The organism is Gilliamella sp. BG3, assembly GCF_046635605.1.
Lineage (GTDB): Bacteria > Pseudomonadota > Gammaproteobacteria > Enterobacterales > Orbaceae > Gilliamella > Gilliamella bombi.
On sequence record NZ_JBIDFE010000003.1, the window covers coordinates 52,782 to 71,924 of the forward strand.

The 19,143-nt window shown below is 33.2% G+C and carries 20 protein-coding genes; 8 read left to right on the forward strand and 12 right to left on the reverse strand.

The annotated features are described in order from the left end of the window. The first annotated feature begins 29 nt into the window (after positions 1–29). Positions 30–1,102, forward strand: a protein-coding gene (locus tag ACGH6S_RS01920) for an IS3 family transposase (RefSeq protein ID WP_411579481.1) whose coding sequence is annotated in 2 segments (ribosomal slippage) — positions 30–276 and positions 276–1,102 — 1,074 coding nt in all. Because the reading frame shifts where the segments join, the coding sequence is not laid out codon by codon here. An 89-nt stretch (positions 1,103–1,191) separates the two neighbouring features. Here ACGH6S_RS01920 and ACGH6S_RS01925 read toward each other — a convergent pair. Both ACGH6S_RS01925 and ACGH6S_RS01930 read right to left on the reverse strand, forming a co-directional pair. Continuing rightward, positions 1,192–1,497 carry a hypothetical protein gene (locus ACGH6S_RS01925; protein ID WP_296300941.1) on the reverse strand — a complete coding sequence of 102 codons (306 nt, stop codon included), beginning with the start codon at positions 1,495–1,497 and terminating at the stop codon, positions 1,192–1,194. 240 nt (positions 1,498–1,737) lie between these two features. Beyond that, positions 1,738–2,460, reverse strand: a complete 723-nt coding sequence (locus tag ACGH6S_RS01930) for an outer membrane protein (RefSeq protein ID WP_296300939.1) — start codon at positions 2,458–2,460, stop codon at positions 1,738–1,740. Positions 2,461–2,633: 173 nt separating this feature from the next. Between ACGH6S_RS01930 and ACGH6S_RS01935 the strand changes: the two genes are divergently transcribed. After that, on the forward strand, positions 2,634–3,017 hold the full coding sequence (locus tag ACGH6S_RS01935; protein ID WP_174799425.1) for a helix-turn-helix domain-containing protein: 384 nt from the start codon (positions 2,634–2,636) through the stop codon (positions 3,015–3,017). Positions 3,018–3,484: 467 nt separating this feature from the next. On the opposite strand, the gene ACGH6S_RS01940 is transcribed toward ACGH6S_RS01935, so the two are convergent. The 5 genes from ACGH6S_RS01940 to ACGH6S_RS01960 form a co-directional block, all read right to left on the reverse strand. Next, positions 3,485–4,102 (reverse strand): hypothetical protein, encoded by a 618-nt coding sequence (locus ACGH6S_RS01940; RefSeq protein ID WP_065589320.1) that lies wholly within the window; start codon positions 4,100–4,102, stop codon positions 3,485–3,487. A 154-nt stretch (positions 4,103–4,256) separates the two neighbouring features. Continuing rightward, a complete protein-coding gene (locus ACGH6S_RS01945) occupies positions 4,257–4,943 on the reverse strand; it encodes a hypothetical protein (RefSeq protein WP_065589319.1) in 687 nt (228 codons plus the stop codon). 63 nt (positions 4,944–5,006) lie between these two features. Continuing rightward, entirely contained in the window at positions 5,007–5,333 is a 327-nt protein-coding gene (locus ACGH6S_RS01950) for a hypothetical protein (RefSeq protein WP_065589318.1), read from the reverse strand. Positions 5,334–5,350: 17 nt separating this feature from the next. After that, positions 5,351–5,659 carry a hypothetical protein gene (locus ACGH6S_RS01955; RefSeq protein ID WP_174799426.1) on the reverse strand — a complete coding sequence of 103 codons (309 nt, stop codon included), beginning with the start codon at positions 5,657–5,659 and terminating at the stop codon, positions 5,351–5,353. Between the two features lie 210 nt (positions 5,660–5,869). Further along, complete coding sequence (locus ACGH6S_RS01960) at positions 5,870–6,838, reverse strand: helix-turn-helix transcriptional regulator (protein WP_174799427.1); 969 nt, start codon at positions 6,836–6,838, stop codon at positions 5,870–5,872. Positions 6,839–6,927: 89 nt separating this feature from the next. Here ACGH6S_RS01960 and radC point away from each other — a divergent pair, with 89 nt between their 5' ends. Both radC and ACGH6S_RS01970 read left to right on the forward strand, forming a co-directional pair. Continuing rightward, positions 6,928–7,401 (forward strand): RadC family protein, encoded by a 474-nt coding sequence (gene radC, locus ACGH6S_RS01965; RefSeq protein WP_081296755.1) that lies wholly within the window; start codon positions 6,928–6,930, stop codon positions 7,399–7,401. Between the two features lie 144 nt (positions 7,402–7,545). After that, entirely contained in the window at positions 7,546–7,950 is a 405-nt protein-coding gene (locus tag ACGH6S_RS01970; protein ID WP_411578617.1) for a helix-turn-helix domain-containing protein, read from the forward strand. Between the two features lie 451 nt (positions 7,951–8,401). On the opposite strand, the gene ilvA is transcribed toward ACGH6S_RS01970, so the two are convergent. The 5 genes from ilvA to ilvG all read right to left on the reverse strand — a co-directional run bounded on the left by ilvA (position 8,402) and on the right by ilvG (position 14,914). Further along, on the reverse strand, positions 8,402–9,937 hold the full coding sequence (gene ilvA, locus ACGH6S_RS01975; protein ID WP_411578618.1) for a threonine ammonia-lyase, biosynthetic: 1,536 nt from the start codon (positions 9,935–9,937) through the stop codon (positions 8,402–8,404). A gap of 2 nt (positions 9,938–9,939) precedes the next feature. Next, positions 9,940–11,790 (reverse strand): dihydroxy-acid dehydratase, encoded by a 1,851-nt coding sequence (gene ilvD / locus ACGH6S_RS01980; protein WP_174799429.1) that lies wholly within the window; start codon positions 11,788–11,790, stop codon positions 9,940–9,942. A 116-nt stretch (positions 11,791–11,906) separates the two neighbouring features. Continuing rightward, a complete protein-coding gene (locus ACGH6S_RS01985) occupies positions 11,907–12,836 on the reverse strand; it encodes a branched-chain amino acid transaminase (RefSeq protein WP_065589311.1) in 930 nt (309 codons plus the stop codon). A 167-nt stretch (positions 12,837–13,003) separates the two neighbouring features. Beyond that, the gene (gene ilvM / locus ACGH6S_RS01990; protein WP_065635496.1) at positions 13,004–13,234 is read right to left on the reverse strand and encodes an acetolactate synthase 2 small subunit; all 231 of its coding nucleotides are present in this window, start codon (positions 13,232–13,234) and stop codon (positions 13,004–13,006) included. 3 nt (positions 13,235–13,237) lie between these two features. Then, complete coding sequence (ilvG, locus tag ACGH6S_RS01995) at positions 13,238–14,914, reverse strand: acetolactate synthase 2 catalytic subunit (RefSeq protein ID WP_411578619.1); 1,677 nt, start codon at positions 14,912–14,914, stop codon at positions 13,238–13,240. A 1,115-nt stretch (positions 14,915–16,029) separates the two neighbouring features. Here ilvG and ACGH6S_RS02000 point away from each other — a divergent pair. The 4 genes from ACGH6S_RS02000 to ACGH6S_RS02015 all read left to right on the forward strand — a co-directional run bounded on the left by ACGH6S_RS02000 (position 16,030) and on the right by ACGH6S_RS02015 (position 19,085). Continuing rightward, entirely contained in the window at positions 16,030–16,917 is an 888-nt protein-coding gene (locus ACGH6S_RS02000) for an SDR family oxidoreductase (protein ID WP_411578620.1), read from the forward strand. Between the two features lie 135 nt (positions 16,918–17,052). After that, on the forward strand, positions 17,053–17,715 hold the full coding sequence (locus ACGH6S_RS02005) for a hypothetical protein (protein WP_143422103.1): 663 nt from the start codon (positions 17,053–17,055) through the stop codon (positions 17,713–17,715). 213 nt (positions 17,716–17,928) lie between these two features. Next, positions 17,929–18,456, forward strand: a complete 528-nt coding sequence (locus ACGH6S_RS02010; protein WP_085165723.1) for a hypothetical protein — start codon at positions 17,929–17,931, stop codon at positions 18,454–18,456. A gap of 188 nt (positions 18,457–18,644) precedes the next feature. Continuing rightward, positions 18,645–19,085 carry a hypothetical protein gene (locus ACGH6S_RS02015; RefSeq protein WP_085165721.1) on the forward strand — a complete coding sequence of 147 codons (441 nt, stop codon included), beginning with the start codon at positions 18,645–18,647 and terminating at the stop codon, positions 19,083–19,085. Positions 19,086–19,143: the final 58 nt, after the last annotated feature.

Consider the following 19,143-nt stretch of genomic DNA (forward strand, 5'->3'; position numbering starts at 1 on the left):
TCTATGATAAAAGAAAAGGGGATTTAGTTATGAAAAAAATGACTGAACATCAAATCGTCGCTATTTTAAAAGAAGCTGAAGCGGGTATTCCGGTTAAAGAACTGTGCCGTAAATATGGCATGGGTAATTCAACTTTCTATAAATGGCGGGAAAAATATGGCGGAATGGAAACTTCGGATATCAAACGCTTAAAGGAGCTGGAGGCTGAAAATCGCAAGCTTAAGCAGATGTTTGCCGAACTGAGCTTAAAATCTCAGCTTCAGGAAGAAATCATAAAAAAGCTTTAGTGCTCACAAAGGCACGTAAAACGTGGGCACAGCAACTACAACAAAATCATTTAGTTACTATTGCTATGAGTTGTGCCATTGTTGGCTTAAGCCGTTGTGCTTACTATTATCAACCTAAGTTACAGGATGATTCGGTGATTGTTTCGGTGTTGAATGCTATCACAGACCGGCATTTACGCTGGGGCTTTCCTAAATGCTTTAATCGTATCAAAAAGCTCGGCTATAAATGGAATCATAAACGGGTATATCGGGTGTATTGTGAATTAAAGCTTAATCTCAGGATAAAGCGTAAACAGCGCATTCCTCCACGAAGCCCAGAAAGGCTATCAGCACCCAATAAACAAGGTGAATGTTGGTCAATGGATTTTATGAGTGACAGTAGTCGTAATCAACGTCGCTTTAGGACATTCAATGTTATCGATGACTTTAATCGTGAGGCGCTAGGTATTGATATTGCAGTAAGCTTACCAGCAGGAAGGATTACCCGTTACTTAGATAAACTGGCTGAATATCATGGGTATCCATTAAAAATACGGGTCGATAATGGGCCAGAATTTACAGGAAAAACCTTTATAAACTGGGCTAAATCACATGATATAACCATTGATTATATCCAGCCCGGTAGCCCTTATCAAAATGGCTATATTGAACGATTTAATCGTACTGAAGTACTCGATTTATATCTTTTTAACAACTTAGCACAAGCAAGGAGAATAACCGAAGAATGGTTAACGATTTATAACACCGAAAGACCGCATGAGGCATTAAATAACATGACACCGCTCGAATATAAAACATTAAAACAGGCAGCATGATTTTCTACGTGAGTTGTGTACTAAGTTTGGGATATTTACAATTTGATTTTTTGTCAAATAGACATTTGATAATTCTTTATAAAACTTTATTAATCGATTAATTGGATATAAAATATTTTTTGCTGTTTATTTTGCCAAGTGATTGAATATTTGAAAGAACCTGACTTCATTAAAGTTGCTTCTTGTAAATATGCCTGACATAGATACTGTTTATTATCATTATCAGTACGGAGTGTTTTTTGATTAACAATAGTCGGTCTTTTAAAACCTTCTCTTGTGTAAATTTCTTTTAATATATTTTCTGCATCTTTACTATCACATTTTGGCGGCATTTCATCTCCACAACCAGTTAATAAAAAACAGCCTAATAATGTAAATATAAATATTTTTTTCATCAGTTTTCCTTAATCAAATAACATTTTTAATATAATTAATCAGTTTTTTTTGTCATTTTCTTGTTCTTTTTTACTATATACAGCATCCCCAAAAGTGAATCCCAGCTTAAAATTAATGCCACGATAATGTATCTTTTATCAAGGGTTGAATTGTATATATCAATACTCCTACAAAATTCATTAAAAAATAAGAAATATATAATGTTTTTCTATAAAAGGGCTATATTGCCCTTTTCTTTGCTAAAACGAATAACGAACACCAATAGTTAAATCAGTTGTGCTAAGTTTTAATGATGAATTTGAGCTATTATCATTTGTTGATACATTTACTTTTCCTCCGTAAGTATATCGAGCTTGTAAATCTGTCGACCAATTGTCAGTTATTTTATAAGAAGCCCCAATACCTGCAGAGTAGGCAAAGCGAGTTTTGCTTTTGGAATCTGTATCGGCATCCTCATTGTCTCCGCCTTTTACAAGTCCTGTTCGTTCATATTTCAAAAACGTAGTACCAACACCTAGTGATGCATAAGGTGTGAAATCAGTTCCTGTATCAATATCATAATAGGTATTTAACATTAATGTATTCATACGTGTTTTTATGCTTAAATAGTAATCAGCAGTTTGTGCATCTCCATCGTCATCGATATATGACACATTTCGCGAATTGGTATTTTTATTTAAATTGCCACGTTTAGTAAACATCAATTCAGTGCGAATAGGGATACTAAATTGAGGTTTAAAGTTATATCCAATTCCTACACCACCACTAAGGACAGTCTTATTTTGAGATCCAAATCTCAAATGACTAGAATTTATATCGTCCTCATTAAAGTGATGCTCTATACTTTTTGCTTTTAGCCAACTTGCACCTATTTGGCCATTAATGTAAAGGCCTGATGTTTCTGCATAAGAAAAGCTACTTATACTTGTTAAAAAAGCTATTGTAATAAACGATTTCTTCATTTTTATTCCTTATTTTGCCTAAATTGACTTTTAAAAGTATAAATTAAAAATATAAAACTATCAATAATGGATTTATTTATTTGTTTTTGTATCAATAAAGGATATTCAATAAAAAGACAAACATCTCGACAATAAATACCAATTTAAATTTTAGTTATGAGCAAAGACATTTAATGGCAAAAGTACCTGTATCTGATATAGATAAAAAAGTAGGAAAGCGCATACAACACTGTAGAAAAGAAAACAATTTAACTATAGCTGAGTTATCTGAACGAGTAGAGTTATCAACTCAGCAATTATCTCGTTACGAAAGAGGGATTAATAAAATTAATCTGGATCATTTAACTAAAATTGCACATAAATTAAATACACCAATAAGTTGGTTTCTTATTGATGAAGAACAAAGTTATATCTTTAATAGTTCCAATAAAGTAAGTGAAAACAAAACGGGATATTATTCTACACAAAATGATCTAAAAGCCCGTTTATTACAACGTTGGGATATGTTATCAGTTGAACAAAAACGGGCAGTTATCATTTTGATTGATACAATGTAATAAAAAATAAGTTTTTATTTTAAGATTTTAAAACTTTTTGGAGCTTTGTTAGACGTTTTTAGATGATAAGATCATATATATAAATAAGTAATTATTTCATCTTTATAGGTCATGATTTCATATATATCAATAACATTACTAATATTATCAGCACCTGTACTTCCTATTCTTAACAAAAAAAGAAGGTCAATCAACCTCAGTTATCATTGGGGATGGTCGGCTAAATCGTCTTCATTAATCATGGTGATATTTCTGTTTTTTATCTTTCAACGTAATAAGGAAATTCATTAGCTTTGCAAAGTATCATTAAATGCATAAATTTAAACTGGTTCTTAATTTTTAGTTTCATCAAAAGTATGATAAATGTAAGTTGTATAATGTAGTCATTTATATAATAATTTTTAACAATAATTCGAGTTGTTTACAGTAGTAGTTTTTCAAGTTACTGTAAACAACTTGATGAATTCCTACACTTCATTTTTTCCCGATAAATAATCTGAAATAGATACAAATTTATCATTATGTAATACTAAGGTTATGATTAAAAAAGCTGATGTAAATCCCGCTAATGCCGTGCCAGTTACTCTTTGCGAATGTTTGGTTCTTCTTTCATATTTTTCTCTTTTTAAAGCCATAGAAATTATTAAAGCGATAATAATACAAGTTATTGCGATAAAAGGAATAAACATCTTTGTATAGAAAGCCAATATAAAATCTTGAATATTGTTATTATATAAAAACGTTGCTTTGGCGATAGCAACTAAGAATATAGCAAATGCTGCAATACAGACGTATAGCGTTATGTTTGGTGATACATTTAACCAATGCATAATGACAAAAAATACAACAGGTAATAGCACTGACGCTATCACAAATCCGACATCAGTATAGTTAGCAAAAACTGTAATTTCGCGCTTGTTACTTTTATAAATCCCATAGGCTGCAATTATAAGTAGTACAACGGTCGAAATAAACCATAATAGGTAGTTAGGTTCAGAGGTGTTTTGTTGTGTGATTGCAAAACTTGAAGTTGGCAAGATTAATATTGACAATGTAAAGATTATTGTTGCGAAGATTTTTCTCATTTTAAATATACCTTATGTCATTAAATATATTTTTATTTTTTAGTTTATAAAAGTTATTTTTAATATTTCTATTAGTTATTGTAAAAAATAATTAAGGGTACCAATATGTAAAATATTTGGGTACCCATAAATAGGTTTGGGTCAGAAAAGAATATTAAAAATCTTCATTTGATTGATTTTGAAAGTTTATAAGTTGTTTTTTAGGCAATGTAAAATTTACACCTAAACGGATATTATCATCTTCATCAGATATAACAATGAGCTCTGCTTGTCTTGCTGTATCAGGTATTCGGTGAAGTAATGACATATAATTATTGGCTTTGCCAAAAACACCTTGTAGAGAATCATTGCTGATAGCTATAATATTTAACGATGTAGAATGAGAAATAGCATCTAGCCAAAATTCTTCAAAAGCTTTTTGAGTAGCATTTTGACCTTTTTCTTTTATGATAGATACAAAGTCAACATTGTTAGAATCATCTGTAGCATAAATAATAGAAAAGTTCTTGCTTATCGCAGTCAGTAATGTTCCTAATTTATTACCGTTATCGTCTGAATCTGTTTCAAGATAAACAGATTCTAAAAGATTATTTTGGTTAAAAATCAGTACCATTGTCCATTGAAAACCGAGAAAGCTTTGGTTGTAACTTATCAGCTGATTTTGATCGTCAGGATCTTGTTCAGTGCTATATTGCTGCATTACTTCATTTTTAGGCATATTGTAATACAAATTTTTGTATAAAGGTGTTTTGGTTGAAGAATAGGAGGTATCAGCACCAACGGTAAGAGTAGTAAAAATTAGCCAACAAAAAACTAATAAGTGGCGTAAGTTATTTTTCATATTATTCCTTTCAGCATAATATTTAATAAACCGATAAGATCCTAAGTAGGATCTTATTCATAATTATTCAACAAAAATTGCAAATATTCGAGTGATAACTGTTAAACTTACAAATATTAATGATATGATTTTCCATACATTTTTATTATTATCATTGGTTGTGTTATAGACAGCGAATAACGTGGCTATTGACCAAATGATAATCAAAATATTGCCATTAAATAACCCTGAACTTGAACGTGTAAACATATCAACAATTGTAATAACAACGACAGGAAGAAACCAAAACAACCAAAATGTTTTTGCAAGTCCATATTCTCCTTTAATATATTTAATGTGTGAAGACATGCTTTTATTTTGTTGTTCTTTTATTTTATCTAGTAATGACATGCTATACTCCTTTTTTATTAGTTAACAATTTGAACAAAAAATTGGTTTTTATTTTTTTTGTCTAAAAATACAGAATATTTAACAGGGAATGCTCCATTACCACCAAAAGAAACGTTTGCTTGGCATAAGTATCTCTTTTGTTCTTTATCTTCGTTAAGTGTTAATTGATCGCTAATGTTAATAAAAGAAAGTTGACCGCCACCTTGTTTTGCCATTATTTGGTTCAATAGCTTTTTTGTATCTTTGCTATCACAGCTAGGCGGCATACCATCCCCACAACCTGTTAAAAAAAGCCCTAATATTGATATAGATAGTAATTTCTTCATCGTTTTTCCTTTTTTTATGAATGTTAAAAATTCAATTGTAGACTAGTTATTTTAATAAGTCTATAATTGGAATTAAATTAACAAAAAATCCATTAATGGATTTTTTGTTGATGATTAGTTTGATTATATTAATAATGATATATGTCAAAATTTGACATAGAAAAGAATAATTTTTACTATTGAGTAGTATATTTATTTGAGGTGTTTTTGTTATTCTTCATCAAACCAATCCCAAAAATCAACGGGTTTAATAACTTCCACCATATTGCCCCACATATAGAGATACCAAGACATTTCAAGGGCACCGCCTGCTTTAAATTTAACGGTTATTGATTTGTCTTTATTTTCTATCATAGTTTGAGTTGGGTGGAAGATATAATGTCTAACTTCTTTTGCTACTTCAGGACTAAAACACCACTCCACATCGAAAGGTTCCTCTTTAAAGGTACCAAACATATCTTGACAGTAATCAGTTAAATTAAATGAATTGGGGATTGTATAACTAAGTTCTAAAATATTAATTTTTTCTATATTATGCAAAATAAAATGATGGATCTGTTGGCCATAATAATTATCGCTGTGCCTTGCTAAAAGGTAATGATTTCTTTCACTATATAAAATTCCGTAAGGCTCTAAAGTGTTGTGACTATATTTTCCGCTATTTTTGTTGTAGTATTTTATTTTTATTTGTTTTTTATTAAGCAAAGCTGTTCGTAATGTATTGAGTATTTCTACATCTAAATGAAACCTAGGTCCAGGGCGAAAAGCTAACCCTTCAATTTTCAATAATGCTTCTGTTTCATCTTCAAGGCTTCTTTTACGTTTTTTAGATTGTAATAAATTTTTAATCTTTGTTTCTAAACTAACTAGTGATTTGGCTTGCTCGTGTAAATTATGTTGCTGTAAAAAATTCACACTAGCCTGCAAGGCAGAAAGCTCTTGTGGGGAAAAAGTAAAAAGTGCATTCATCTGTTGAGATGAAATCCGCCATCGCTTGCAGCGTCCGTCTGTTGAATACTCTTCCATATTTGGAAAATAATCACGCAACCCTGCACACATTCGTTGTGCTGTTCGTAGTGATACGTTATAACGTCGTTGGATCTCATCTAATGATAAACCCTCAGCACTATTTTGTAATTCAAAAGCAAGATCAAACAAATCCCATGATTTTTCGTACATTTTTATTTTCCTACTCAGATATTAAATATGACAAAATCTGTCATTATTTTACATTAAGATAAACAATAATAATAACAAAGTAGATATTTATGATGATAATCAATCAAAAAGAGTTAGCTATAATTGATCAAGCAAAAAAAATCATGAAAAAATATATACAAGTAGGGAAAAAGATATCCACAATAGATCATGTTAAGGATTATTTTATATTTCATTTAGGATTATATGATTATGAAGCGTTTTGTGTTTTGTATTTAAATAGTCAAAATAGAATTATTGCACTAGAGGAGCTATTTCGTGGCACAATTAATGAGTCAAGTGTTTATCCTCGAGAAATTGTAAAGCAAGTATTATATTATCAAGCAACAGCCATTATTTTGGTTCACAATCATCCAAGTGGCGATAAAGAGCCTAGTTTATTGGATATTTTATTAACCTCTAAAATTAAAAATGCATTAGCGTTGATCGATGTTGTTGTATTAGATCATTTGATTGTTGCTAGAGATAACGTTATTTCAATAAAGGAAAATACAAAATATAACTCGATGAATCTGTTTAATTGATATTTAGCTGATTATCTGGCGATTAAAACACCAAAAAATCTATTAGTGGAATTTATTCGTTTTTTTAATCCTAAAAAGGTATTTAATTATTATTTTAATCTCAGACAATGATAGCCATGATTTTTTATATTAGATATTCCCAGCATGGTAAAACTAGCAGCGTCAAATACAGATAAAATAGTCGGTAAACGAATACAACAGCGTCGTAAAGAAATGGATTTGACCGTTGCTCAACTTTCCGAAAAAATCAATTTATCTCCGCAACAATTAGCACGTTATGAACGGGGTGAAAATAAAATTAACTTCGATCATTTTGTTAAAATTGCAGAGCACCTAAAAACACCAATAAGTTGGTTTTTTATTGATTTTGATACCTATCTTAATGGTTCGGTATTAAATAATAAAATAGGGGAACAGCAACAAAGTTATGAAATGAAATTTACCGACAAACAACATAATGACCTTGATGCTCGTTTATTGCAACACTGGCGAGTATTATCTATAGAACAGAAACGAGCATTCATACTATTTTTAGATACCTTAAAATAAATCTAAAAAATATACTAAAACAATGAAATTCCCTCTTAAAAGTTACCATACGCTAACAAATTTTTAAAATTAATTAACTTTATTATTCAATAGGCTATAACCTTGACGTTTTTACAGTAATTTTTACCGTCGATGCTCTATTGTTATTTCCGTGTACAGGTATTAATGGTAAATAAAACCATACTATTTATATGGTAATACTCTGTATTTAATATTTGATGAAGGAAAACAAAGGCAATAACCTCTGCGTTATTGGCTATAAAGTTATCCGGTGTAGTATTACAACGCCATCAACCAATACATAAGAGCATATAGAAGACAAAGTCTGCGATTCTTGCGCTTTTGCAACTGAGTAGCAAAAGCGCTTTTCAAAAAAATAAAACTTACTACAACAAAAAAGTACTCTTCGCTAATCCACCTTATAGGTGAATAGTAATTACTAATTTTAACCTTAATTAGTTAAAAACAGTTTAAGCGAAGGATTATGTGTTTCGTTGTGGAAACCATAATCGAGTTCAGTTAGGTGTTGATTAAACTGGTTAAGGGTTGATTCGTCGATTTCAAACGCAGCAAGTACACGCCCATAATCGGTACCGTGGCTACGATAGTGGAACATTGATATATTCCAATTAGTCCCTAACGTTTGTAAGAATTTAAGCAACGCTCCTTGCGATTCAGGGAACTCAAAACTGTATACTTGTTCTTGAAGCGGTTTGCAAGGTTTGCCACCAATCATGTAGCGTACATGTAGTTTTGCCATTTCGTCTTCGGTTAGATCCACTACAGGGTATTTTGCAGCAGCAAGTTCTTGCATAATTTCATCTTTTTCTTCACTTTTCGAGATTTTTATTCCCACAAAAATACAAGCAGATTTTTCATCATGATAGCGGTAATTAAATTCGGTTACTGCGCGTCCACCTAATAGCTGACAGAAACTTAAAAAACTGCCTTTCTTTTCTGGAATGGTGACTGCTAATAGCGCTTCACGTTTTTCGCCTAATTCACAGCGTTCTGATACATAGCGCAAGCTGTGGAAGTTTAAATTAGCGCCTGACAGTATATGAGCAAGTTTTTCACCACAGATGTTATGCTGATCGACATATTTTTTTAGTCCAGCTAATGCTACTGCGCCAGATGGTTCAGCTATTGCACGTACATCGTCAAATAAGTCTTTCACTGCCGCGCAAATTTCGTCGCTATTCACGGTAATAATATCATCAATATATTGTTGGCAAAGTCTGAATGTTTCATCGCCAATTCGTTTGACAGCAACGCCTTCAGCAAAGAGTCCAACACGCTCTAAATCAACAGGGTGACCTGCATCTAATGCAGCTTTTAAGCAAGCTGAGTCTTTAGGCTCAACAGCAATAACTTTGATTGATGGCATGATTTGTTTGATTAATACTGCAATGCCTGCGGCAAGCCCACCACCACCAACAGGTACAAAGATTCGGTCTATTTTGGCATTTTGTTGTAATAGTTCCATAGCAATACTGCCTTGCCCAGCAATTACTAATGGATGATCAAATGGTGGAATAAAGATGCGATTTTGTTCTTTAGCCAGTTCCATTGCTTTGGCTTTGGCTTCGTCAAAGTTGGCACCATAAAGTAATACTTCACCACCAAAACTTTTTACAGCTTCAACTTTGATATCGGCAGTTGTTAGTGGCATAACAATTAAAGAACTGATGCCTAATTTCGTAGCCGAAAAAGCCACTCCTTGCGCATGGTTGCCAGCCGACGCGGCAATAACGCCGCATTTGCGTTCTTCTTCACTTAAGCTGGCTATCATGGCTTGTGCTCCACGGATTTTGAAACTGTGGACGAGTTGGCGGTCTTCGCGTTTGACAAAAACTTGATTGTGTATTCTTGCCGAGATTTTTTCCATTTTTTCAAGTGGAGTTACTTCTGCCACATCGTATACGGCGCTACAAAGCGTTGCTTTTAAATAATCTGCACCGGTAAGTTGAGTATTTTCTTGTTTCACAATTAGCCACCTAATTTACTTTTATCTCGTACGGCACCTTTGTCTGCGCTTGTTGCTAAACTGGCGTAAGCTTTAAGCGCAAATGAGACGTAACGATCTCTATTATGAGGCGTAAATGCTTTTTCACCTCGTTCTAGTTCTGCAACTCGTCGACGTTCAAGTTCAGAAGTTGGGACATCTAGTACTAATTTACGATTTGGGATATCAATATCAATAATATCACCATCACGAACAAGACCTATAACGCCGCCATTTGCTGCTTCAGGAGAAATATGACCAATCGATAAGCCAGAGGAACCACCAGAAAATCGTCCATCTGTTATCAATGCACATTTTTTGCCTAACCCCATGGATTTTAAATAACTGGTTGGGTAGAGCATCTCTTGCATACCCGGTCCACCTTTTGGTCCTTCATAAATGATGACAACGACATCACCTTCAACTACTTTGCCTCCTAATATGCCATCAACAGCATCTTCTTGGCTTTCAAATACTTTTGCTGGACCTCGGAAAATTAAATTTTCAGCAGCAACGCCTGCGGTCTTAACAATTGCGCCATCTTGTGCCACATTACCATAGAGTGTTGCAAGTCCACCGTCTTGACTATAGGCGTGAGCTTTATCACGAATACAACCATTTACACGGTCATCGTCAAGTGAATCCCAATAGCAATCTTGTGAAAAAGCTTTAGTGGTGCGAATGCCTGCAGGTCCACTACGATACATTTTTTTTACTGCTTCGTCGGTAGTTTGAGTTATGTCGTATTTGGTGAAAGTTTCTTGTAATGTTAGTCCTAGAACGTTGTGAACATTGCGATTTAGTAATCCTGCTTTATCTAGTTCTGACATAATTGATACAACGCCACCAGCTCGGTGAACATCTTCCATATGATATTGCGCTGTACTTGGCGCTACTTTACATAAATGTGGGACTTTTCGCGATAATCTATCTATATCTGACATGGTAAAGTCGATTTCGCCTTCTTGTGCGGTGGCTAACAAATGTAATACGGTATTGGTTGAGCCACCCATAGCAATGTCTAATGACATAGCATTTTCGTATGCCGCTTTTGTTGCAATTGAACGAGGCAGGTAAGATGCATCATCATGTTCATAATAGCGTTTGGTGATTTCAACAATGCGTTTAGCTGCATTTAAAAAGAGTTGTTCACGTTGTTTGTGAGTGGCAATAAGTGAACCATTGCCCGGCAGCGAAAGCCCTAAAGCTTCGGTTAAACAATTCATCGAGTTAGCGGTAAACATGCCTGAGCAAGAACCACAAGTAGGGCAGGCAGATTCTTCGATGGTTTTGCTATCTTCATCGCTAACATTTGGGTTAGCACTTTGAATCATTGCGTCAACTAAGTCTAATTTAATGATTTGGTCAGATAGTTTGGTTTTGCCTGCTTCCATCGGTCCACCTGAAACAAAAATGGTTGGGATATTTAAACGAAGCGAAGCCATTAACATTCCCGGTGTGATTTTGTCGCAGTTAGAAATACAGATCATGGCGTCGGCACAGTGTGCATTAACCATATACTCGACAGAATCAGCAATGAGTTCTCTTGAAGGAAGTGAGTAAAGCATTCCACCATGTCCCATGGCAATACCATCATCAACTGCGATTGTATTGAACTCTTTGGCAATGCCACCCGATGCTTCAATTTGTTTGGCAACTAGTTGTCCAATGTCTTTTAAGTGGACATGTCCTGGTACAAATTGTGTGAATGAGTTAACCACCGCAATGATGGGTTTACCAAAGTCTTCATTTTTAACCCCAGTTGCACGCCATAATGCGCGGGCACCTGCCATGTTTCTACCCTCGATCGAGGTTGCTGAACGATATTTAGGCATTTCCTGCTCCCAATTTTATGCAAGTAACCGTGTTTAACGGTTTGTAGTTTTTAATATTAATCACCAAGTTAAAAAGTCATCCGCCAACATGGTTGGCGGATTTTTGATTTTATTTATTATTTAACAAGATCTAACCAACCATATTTATCTTCAGTTTTACCATTAAATAAACCAAAGAATGTTTGTTGGATTTGTTTGGTGATTGGACCACAACGGCCAATGCCAACTTGGATGCGGTCAACACTGCGCACAGGTGTGATTTCAGCTGCAGTACCTGTCATAAAGACTTCATCTGCCAGATAAAGTGATTCGCGTGATAGTGTTTGTTCTCGCACTTCAATACCAATGTCACGTGCTAGCGTTAATACTGCATCACGTGTAATACCAGGTAGCGCCGATGACGATAAAACCGGAGTGTATAAAATGCCATCTTTAATAATAAAGAGATTTTCACCAGCACCTTCAGATAAGTGACCATGAACATCTAACGCAATACCTTCTTGGAAGCCATTTGCTCTCGCTTCAGAACCAATTAATAATGATGATAAATAGTTACCACCTGCTTTAGCTGCGGCAGGAATTGTATTTGATGCAACGCGATGCCAAGATGAGACCATTGCATCAATACCTTTGTCTAATGCTTCTTCGCCTAGATAAGCCCCCCATGGAAATGCAGCTATCATAACATCGGTTTTATAACCCTCACGTGGGTTAACGCCCATACCCACATCACCAATAAAGACTAATGGGCGAATATAAGCGCTTTTTAAATTATTTTTTTTAATGGTTTGACGTGTAGCTTCCATGATTTCATCAAGAGAATAAGGTACTGGGAAACGATAAATTTTTGCTGAATTTAACAGCCGTTGTGCATGTTCTTTATGGCGAAAAATGGCAGGACCTTTATGGGTATCGTAACAACGTACACCTTCAAATACTGAAGTTCCATAATGTAAAGCATGTGACATTACATGAACTTTTGCATCTGCCCATGGAATCATGTCACCATTCAACCAAATATAATCAGATTTTGCTGTAGAACTCATTTTGTTTCCCTCTTTATTTTTCAATTTGTTAAGCATGTACTTTGCTTTCGGTATTTTTGTTTTAACGGTCAAGCATTATACTACACTTATTTGTTTATTTAACTGTTAAATTGTTTACCATCTTTGATTTAAGATATTATTTAATAATAAGTTGTTTGAGATCATTATTACTCAATTACTATTACATCTTCTAATTTTGCTACTTGATTTTGTAGTGTCGAAAACGCTCTTTCGGTGGTTAATATTAATGTCATAATTAGTATGTTGTTTTCAACTGTTTGCATTTGCATTGATTTAATATAACCACCCCGATGACGGATAACCCGTAATATACGTTCAAGTGCCCCCAATTTGTCATAAGCTTTTATGACTAATTGGTATTGTGTTTGTTCGTTCATTGCTTACTCCTCACAACTTCTATCTAGCATGTTTTCGTTTGCTGCTCCAGGTGGTACCAGTGGCCATACGTTTTCTAATTCATCTATGCATACATGTAAAAGATAAGCACCTTTTGAATTAAATAGGTTATCGAGCGCAGTATCGATTTGTGACTTTTTGTTGATAGTTTGCCCAGGTATATCAAATGCTTTAGCTAGCATTAAAAAGTCGGGATTATCTGATAAATTTGTTTCGCTGTATCTTTCGTTAAAAAATAATTCTTGCCATTGGCGAACCATACCTAGGCGTTGATTATCAATTAATACAATTTTTATTGGCAATTTTTTACGTTTTATAGTAGTCAATTCTTGGACATTCATCATGAAAGATCCATCACCTGATACACAAATTACACAGTCATTGGGTCTTGCCATTTGTGCGCCAACGGCCGATGGTAAACCAAATCCCATTGTGCCAAGCCCACTTGATGTAATGAAGTTTTGAGGGTGATTAAAGCACATATGTTGTGCTGTCCACATTTGGTGTTGTCCCACATCGGTAGTGACAATAGTATTAGCTGATTTTCGCTCAGAGATAGTTTTTAATAAAGTTGGCGCATAAATAGCTTCACCAGGGTGATCATAGCGAGTTGGGTATTGTGCTTTTAGTTGATTAATTTTTTTATGCCAGTTATCAATTGAAACTGTTTGATTTAGTAGTGGTAAAACTTGCTTTATATCGCCTTGTAATCCTAAATGGCTTTGGCGTAATTTGTTGATTTCAGCTTGATCGATATCAATATGAAGTACTTTAGCATGTCGTGCAAATTCATTAAGATTGCCGGTAACCCTGTCATCAAATCGCACTCCTAGGGCAATTAGTAGGTCACACTCTTGCACTGCTAAATTGGCTGCTTTTGCTCCATGCATGCCGACTAATCCTAAATAATAGGGATTATTAATATCGGCAACACCAAGCCCTTTTAATGTTGATACACTTGGAATTTGTGTTAATTCCATAAAGCTTCTAAGTTCGGATATTGCGCCTGAAAGCCCAACACCTCCACCAATGTAAAGCATTGGTTTTTGGGCTTGGGTGATCATTTGTTTGGCTTGTTTTATATCATCAGGCAAGATTGGGTATAGTTGAGTTTTATTCTGTGCAATTTTTAATGAGGATGGTGTTAAATAGTTATGATAATCTAGGTTTGCAAGCTGTATATCTTTGGGAACATCAATTAATATTGGTCCCGGTCTTCCCGAATTGGCTAAGTTAAACGCCTCTTCTAATATATTGGGTAAATCGTGTGCATCATCGATTAAATAACTGTGTTTGGTGCAAGCAAGAGATAATCCTAAAACATCAACTTCTTGAAAAGCATCTGTACCAATAAGCTTGGTTGGTACTTGACCAGTTATAGCAACAATCGGCACTGAATCAATCAAAGCATCAGCAAGACCTGTAATGATATTTGTTGCACCAGGACCCGAGGTGGCAATGCAAACACCAGTTTTTCCTGTTGCACGAGCATAACCAATAGCCGCCATGGCAGCACCTTGTTCATGACGACATAGTACATGTTCAATACCCCCGTCATAAAGTGCATCGTATAGAGGCATAATTTGTCCACCAGGATATCCAAAAACGATGGTTACGCCTTTTTCTTTTAAGGTTTTTACTATCCACTGTGTTCCTAACATTTATTCCTCGCTTGTACTTTACCTATCCATTAACCATAAAAAAACCCCCGCTTTTTGGGAGCGGGGGTTTTCTGATTTATGTATAAACATATTTTTTATTCAAAAACGCCCCCGCGCAGGAATAATGACCACGCTGACAATAATATTGATGAGGACGATTTTGAGTGAAAATTTCATAATGTTGGATGATTAACTTTTTATCATTTTTTAAAATATTTTTAACAAAATACTCGTTTTTAAAAAAAGTGCAACAGTTTTTTATTGCTTTTGCTATTTAGCACAAATAGTTTGTGAAAAAGTTTCAGGAAACACTGTGTTTTAGTATAAAAATATCGGTTTTAATAGTTTGGTCTGATGTTTTTGCAATGTCAGTGTATAAAAAATAAATATAAGTAATATAAAGAAATATCAAATATTTAAAAAAAGATATCAGTATGAAAATATTGCAACTAATTATTTTTGTTATTTTTAAATTGGTTTTAATAAACTTTGATAACGCTAAAAAACTTCACAAGATACATCTACTGCGGATTGGGAAAATGGTGATCTTAATGATTCTCAAAGTTCAGTCAATGATCCAATCCTTCAAAAATTACTTAACGCATATTGTGAAAATAGTAATGAGATGAATGAGCTTAAAAAATTTTCTAAATGGTGTTAACTATCACTACGATATAAATAATAAAAAAATCATAATAATTTATCTAAAATCAATATGTTGTAAATAAAAGCAATCTGTTTTTTAAATTTTCTTTTACTAGCTTCGTATATGTTAATTTGATACACTTAGTTCAGTGCAAGATTATGCAATATTTAAGGTTTCGGCTTTACTAATTTCAATGACCTCACCAAGCCAATCATAGAAAGCCGCCTTTGTTTATTATTAGCCTCACTTTTTGTTTGTTTAAAAATCTTTGGGGATGATATTGAGCAATGCTATTAAGTTTAAAAAAGAATATTCTAATTTTTGTTGTCAGTAAATATAATTTATTGAATTAATTAGTTATTTTAAAGATTAAAATAGGTTTATCAATAGGATTTTGTGATTATTAATTGATTTCATTTAAGTTATATCGAATTTGTTTTCAAATACATGTTTAACTTAGGAGAAAATTATGAGCAAACAAATCTATAATCCACTTACCAAATATCATCATGATAAGTTCCCAAAACAAACACAAGTTGCACCAGCTTTACAGTGTGAAATGACCCCAACTCCTGATTGTGGTGAAAAAAGCTATCAAGGCCATGGCCGCTTAGAAGGACGTAAAATGCTTGTTACTGGTGGCGATTCTGGTATTGGTCGGGCGGCAGCGATTGCTTATGCTAAAGAAGGTGCTGATGTAGCAATAAATTACCTTCCTTTCGAGCAAAAAGACGCGGAAGATGTTGCTAAGGTTATTCAAGCGGCTGGGCGCAAAGCTGTATTGATCCCCGGTGATTTGAGTGACGAGACTTTTTGTAAAAAATTAGTTGAAGAGGCACACCATCAATTAGGTGGATTGGATAATTTGACATTGGTTGCTGGTAAGCAGGTTGCTGTTGAAGATATTATGGAACTTACTACCGAGCAAATTAAGAAAACCTTTGAAGTTAATGTGTTTTCGCTTTTTTGGTTAACTAAAGCGGCTTTAGGTTACTTAAAACCAGGATCAACCATTATTACAACTTCATCTGTTCAGGCTTATCAGCCTAGCAGTAATTTATTAGATTATGCTTCAACTAAAACAGCTATTATTGCATTTACACGTGGATTAGCTAAACAATTAGGTCATAAAGGTATTCGTGTAAATTCTGTTGCCCCAGGTCCAGTTTGGACTCCATTACAAATTTGTGGAGGTCAACCAAGTGGCGCTATTCCTGAATTTGGTAAACAAACTCCTTTACAACGAGCTGGCCAACCTGTTGAACTTGCTGGTGTTTATGTGCACTTAGCATCTGAAGAATCAAGTTATACAACTGGCGAAACTTATGGTGTTACAGGTGGTATGCATATTAACTAATTGATATTTGTTATAGTAAAAGAGTTTATTTAAACTCTTTTACTATTAACATTAGATAAAATTAACTTTTAAAATAAAATGGTTATTATGAGTTAATTCATGGTAGTTAAAAAATTAAATAAAAAAGGAATAAAAATGAAACTTTTTAAAGTGATCACTTTAGTAGTGTTAGGGCTTTTTTTAGTCAATTGTGATAATTCAAAATCAAAAACTGATGATATTGAACAACAAGCCAAACAAACAAGTTCAGAAGTAAGTGACAAGGCTAATCAAACAGGTGCAGAAATTAGCGATAAAGCCAATCAATTAAGCTCAGAAATTGGTGATAAGGCTAGCCAATTAAATGCAAAAATTGAAGACCAAGTTAAGCAAGTAAGCTCAGCAATTAGTGATAAAGCTAAAGATTTGTATGAACAAACAAAATCAGAAAAAGATGAGATGCTTAATAAGATTGAAGAAGGTAATTATAATGTTGCTCAAGGTTTGATGATCAAGGCGATTAAAACAAAATTACCTGCAACAATTGATTCGAGTGTAACTTTAGTTGATGTATCGTCAGATAGCAATGCAATTAATTATAAATATATTGTGAATAATATCACTAAAGATGCATTACAGGCTAAAACTAATCAAAAAAATTTACAGGATAAATTGGTTGCGTTTTATTGTGGTGATGATTCTAGCATGAAGACTTTAAGATTAGTATTCCCTAGAGGAGCTAAACATAATTATTATATCAATGACGATAAGGTATTTTCAGTAGATGTAAAACCAAGTGATTGTGATGATGATGATTAAATATATTTTTATTAATTTGAATAACTAGTTAAATTTTATTAATATAAAAGGGCTGATTGAAGCCCTTTTTATTTTGGACGCTCTTTCTTAATAGTGTTCATTTACAGCTCTTTTAAAGGTTAATTAATATTATTATTACTGTTTTTGTATTTTTATAGTTTTATCTTTTAAAAGATATCAGGTAGTGATGAATTAGCTTAGGTAGGAATGAATATGAAAGGCATGAAAGTAACATTTGTGATGTTAATGGGGATAATATTATTTGGTTTTAACAATTCAGAAGCAAAAGTTATAGGTACTCAGCGAACTGGTATTCAAGAGAATATGGATATTGTTGAAAGAGGACAAAATATTATTGCTCAATCAACACCTGAAAAAATTAAAGAATTTAATGAGCAAAAAGATGGTGATTATAGTTTTGCTCAAGATTCGGTTGTTGCAGGTATAAAAGAAAAGTTACCCATTGTGATTGATAAATTTACGATGTTCAATGACATATCAAAAGATAACAATAAACTTATTTATAAATATATTATAAAAGGTTTGCCTAAAGATGTGATATTGCTAAAGCAAAATCAGCAATCTGTATTAAAAACGATAGTTACTTTATATTGTGGTAATGACCCAAATGTTGAAGCGTTGAAACTCATATTCCCAAATGGAGTAAGTCATAATTATTATCTTGAAAATGAGAAAATTATGTCGTTTGATTTGGAACCGAGTGATTGTGATTCTAAATAACCATTAATCAACTTAAAAAATACTAGAAACCATCAGCACTAAATGAGTGGGGGCTTATTAAAGCTTACTTTTTGTTTTAAATTGTAAATTTTTTATGTACTTTTTTCACTGATATTTTACAATTTATCGACCATTTTTTAAATAAGTGGTCGATATGTAATTTATAAAATTTACTCAAAGGAATAATAATGAAAAGTTTAAAAACAGTGTCAGCAATTTTGATAAGCTTGGTTCTTTGTAGTTGTGATAATTCAAAATCTGATGCTAATAAAGCAGTTGGTGATTCTTCAAAAAATACTGAATTAAGTCGTTTGCAAGAAACTATTATTAACGAAGCAAAAAAAATGCTTCCAGTTAAAGTTGATGCAAAAACTAATTTGATTGATATAACTAAAGATAATGATTTAATTAATTATAAATATGTAATTGATAGTTCAAAAGATGAGGTATCAATTCCTGATACTCAAAAAATGACGACAGAAAGTCTAAAAACACTTTATTGTAGTAATAGCTCACAAGTTAAACAACTTAGGGATGCATTCCCAAATGGTGTTAGTCATAATTATTATATAAATGATGAGCAATTATTTAGTGTTAAATTGACGCCAGCTTCTTGTACTGCTAACTAAAGTAGTTTGTTTTAATTTTTGATATAATTTATTAATGTGATATAAAACAGGGTGATTT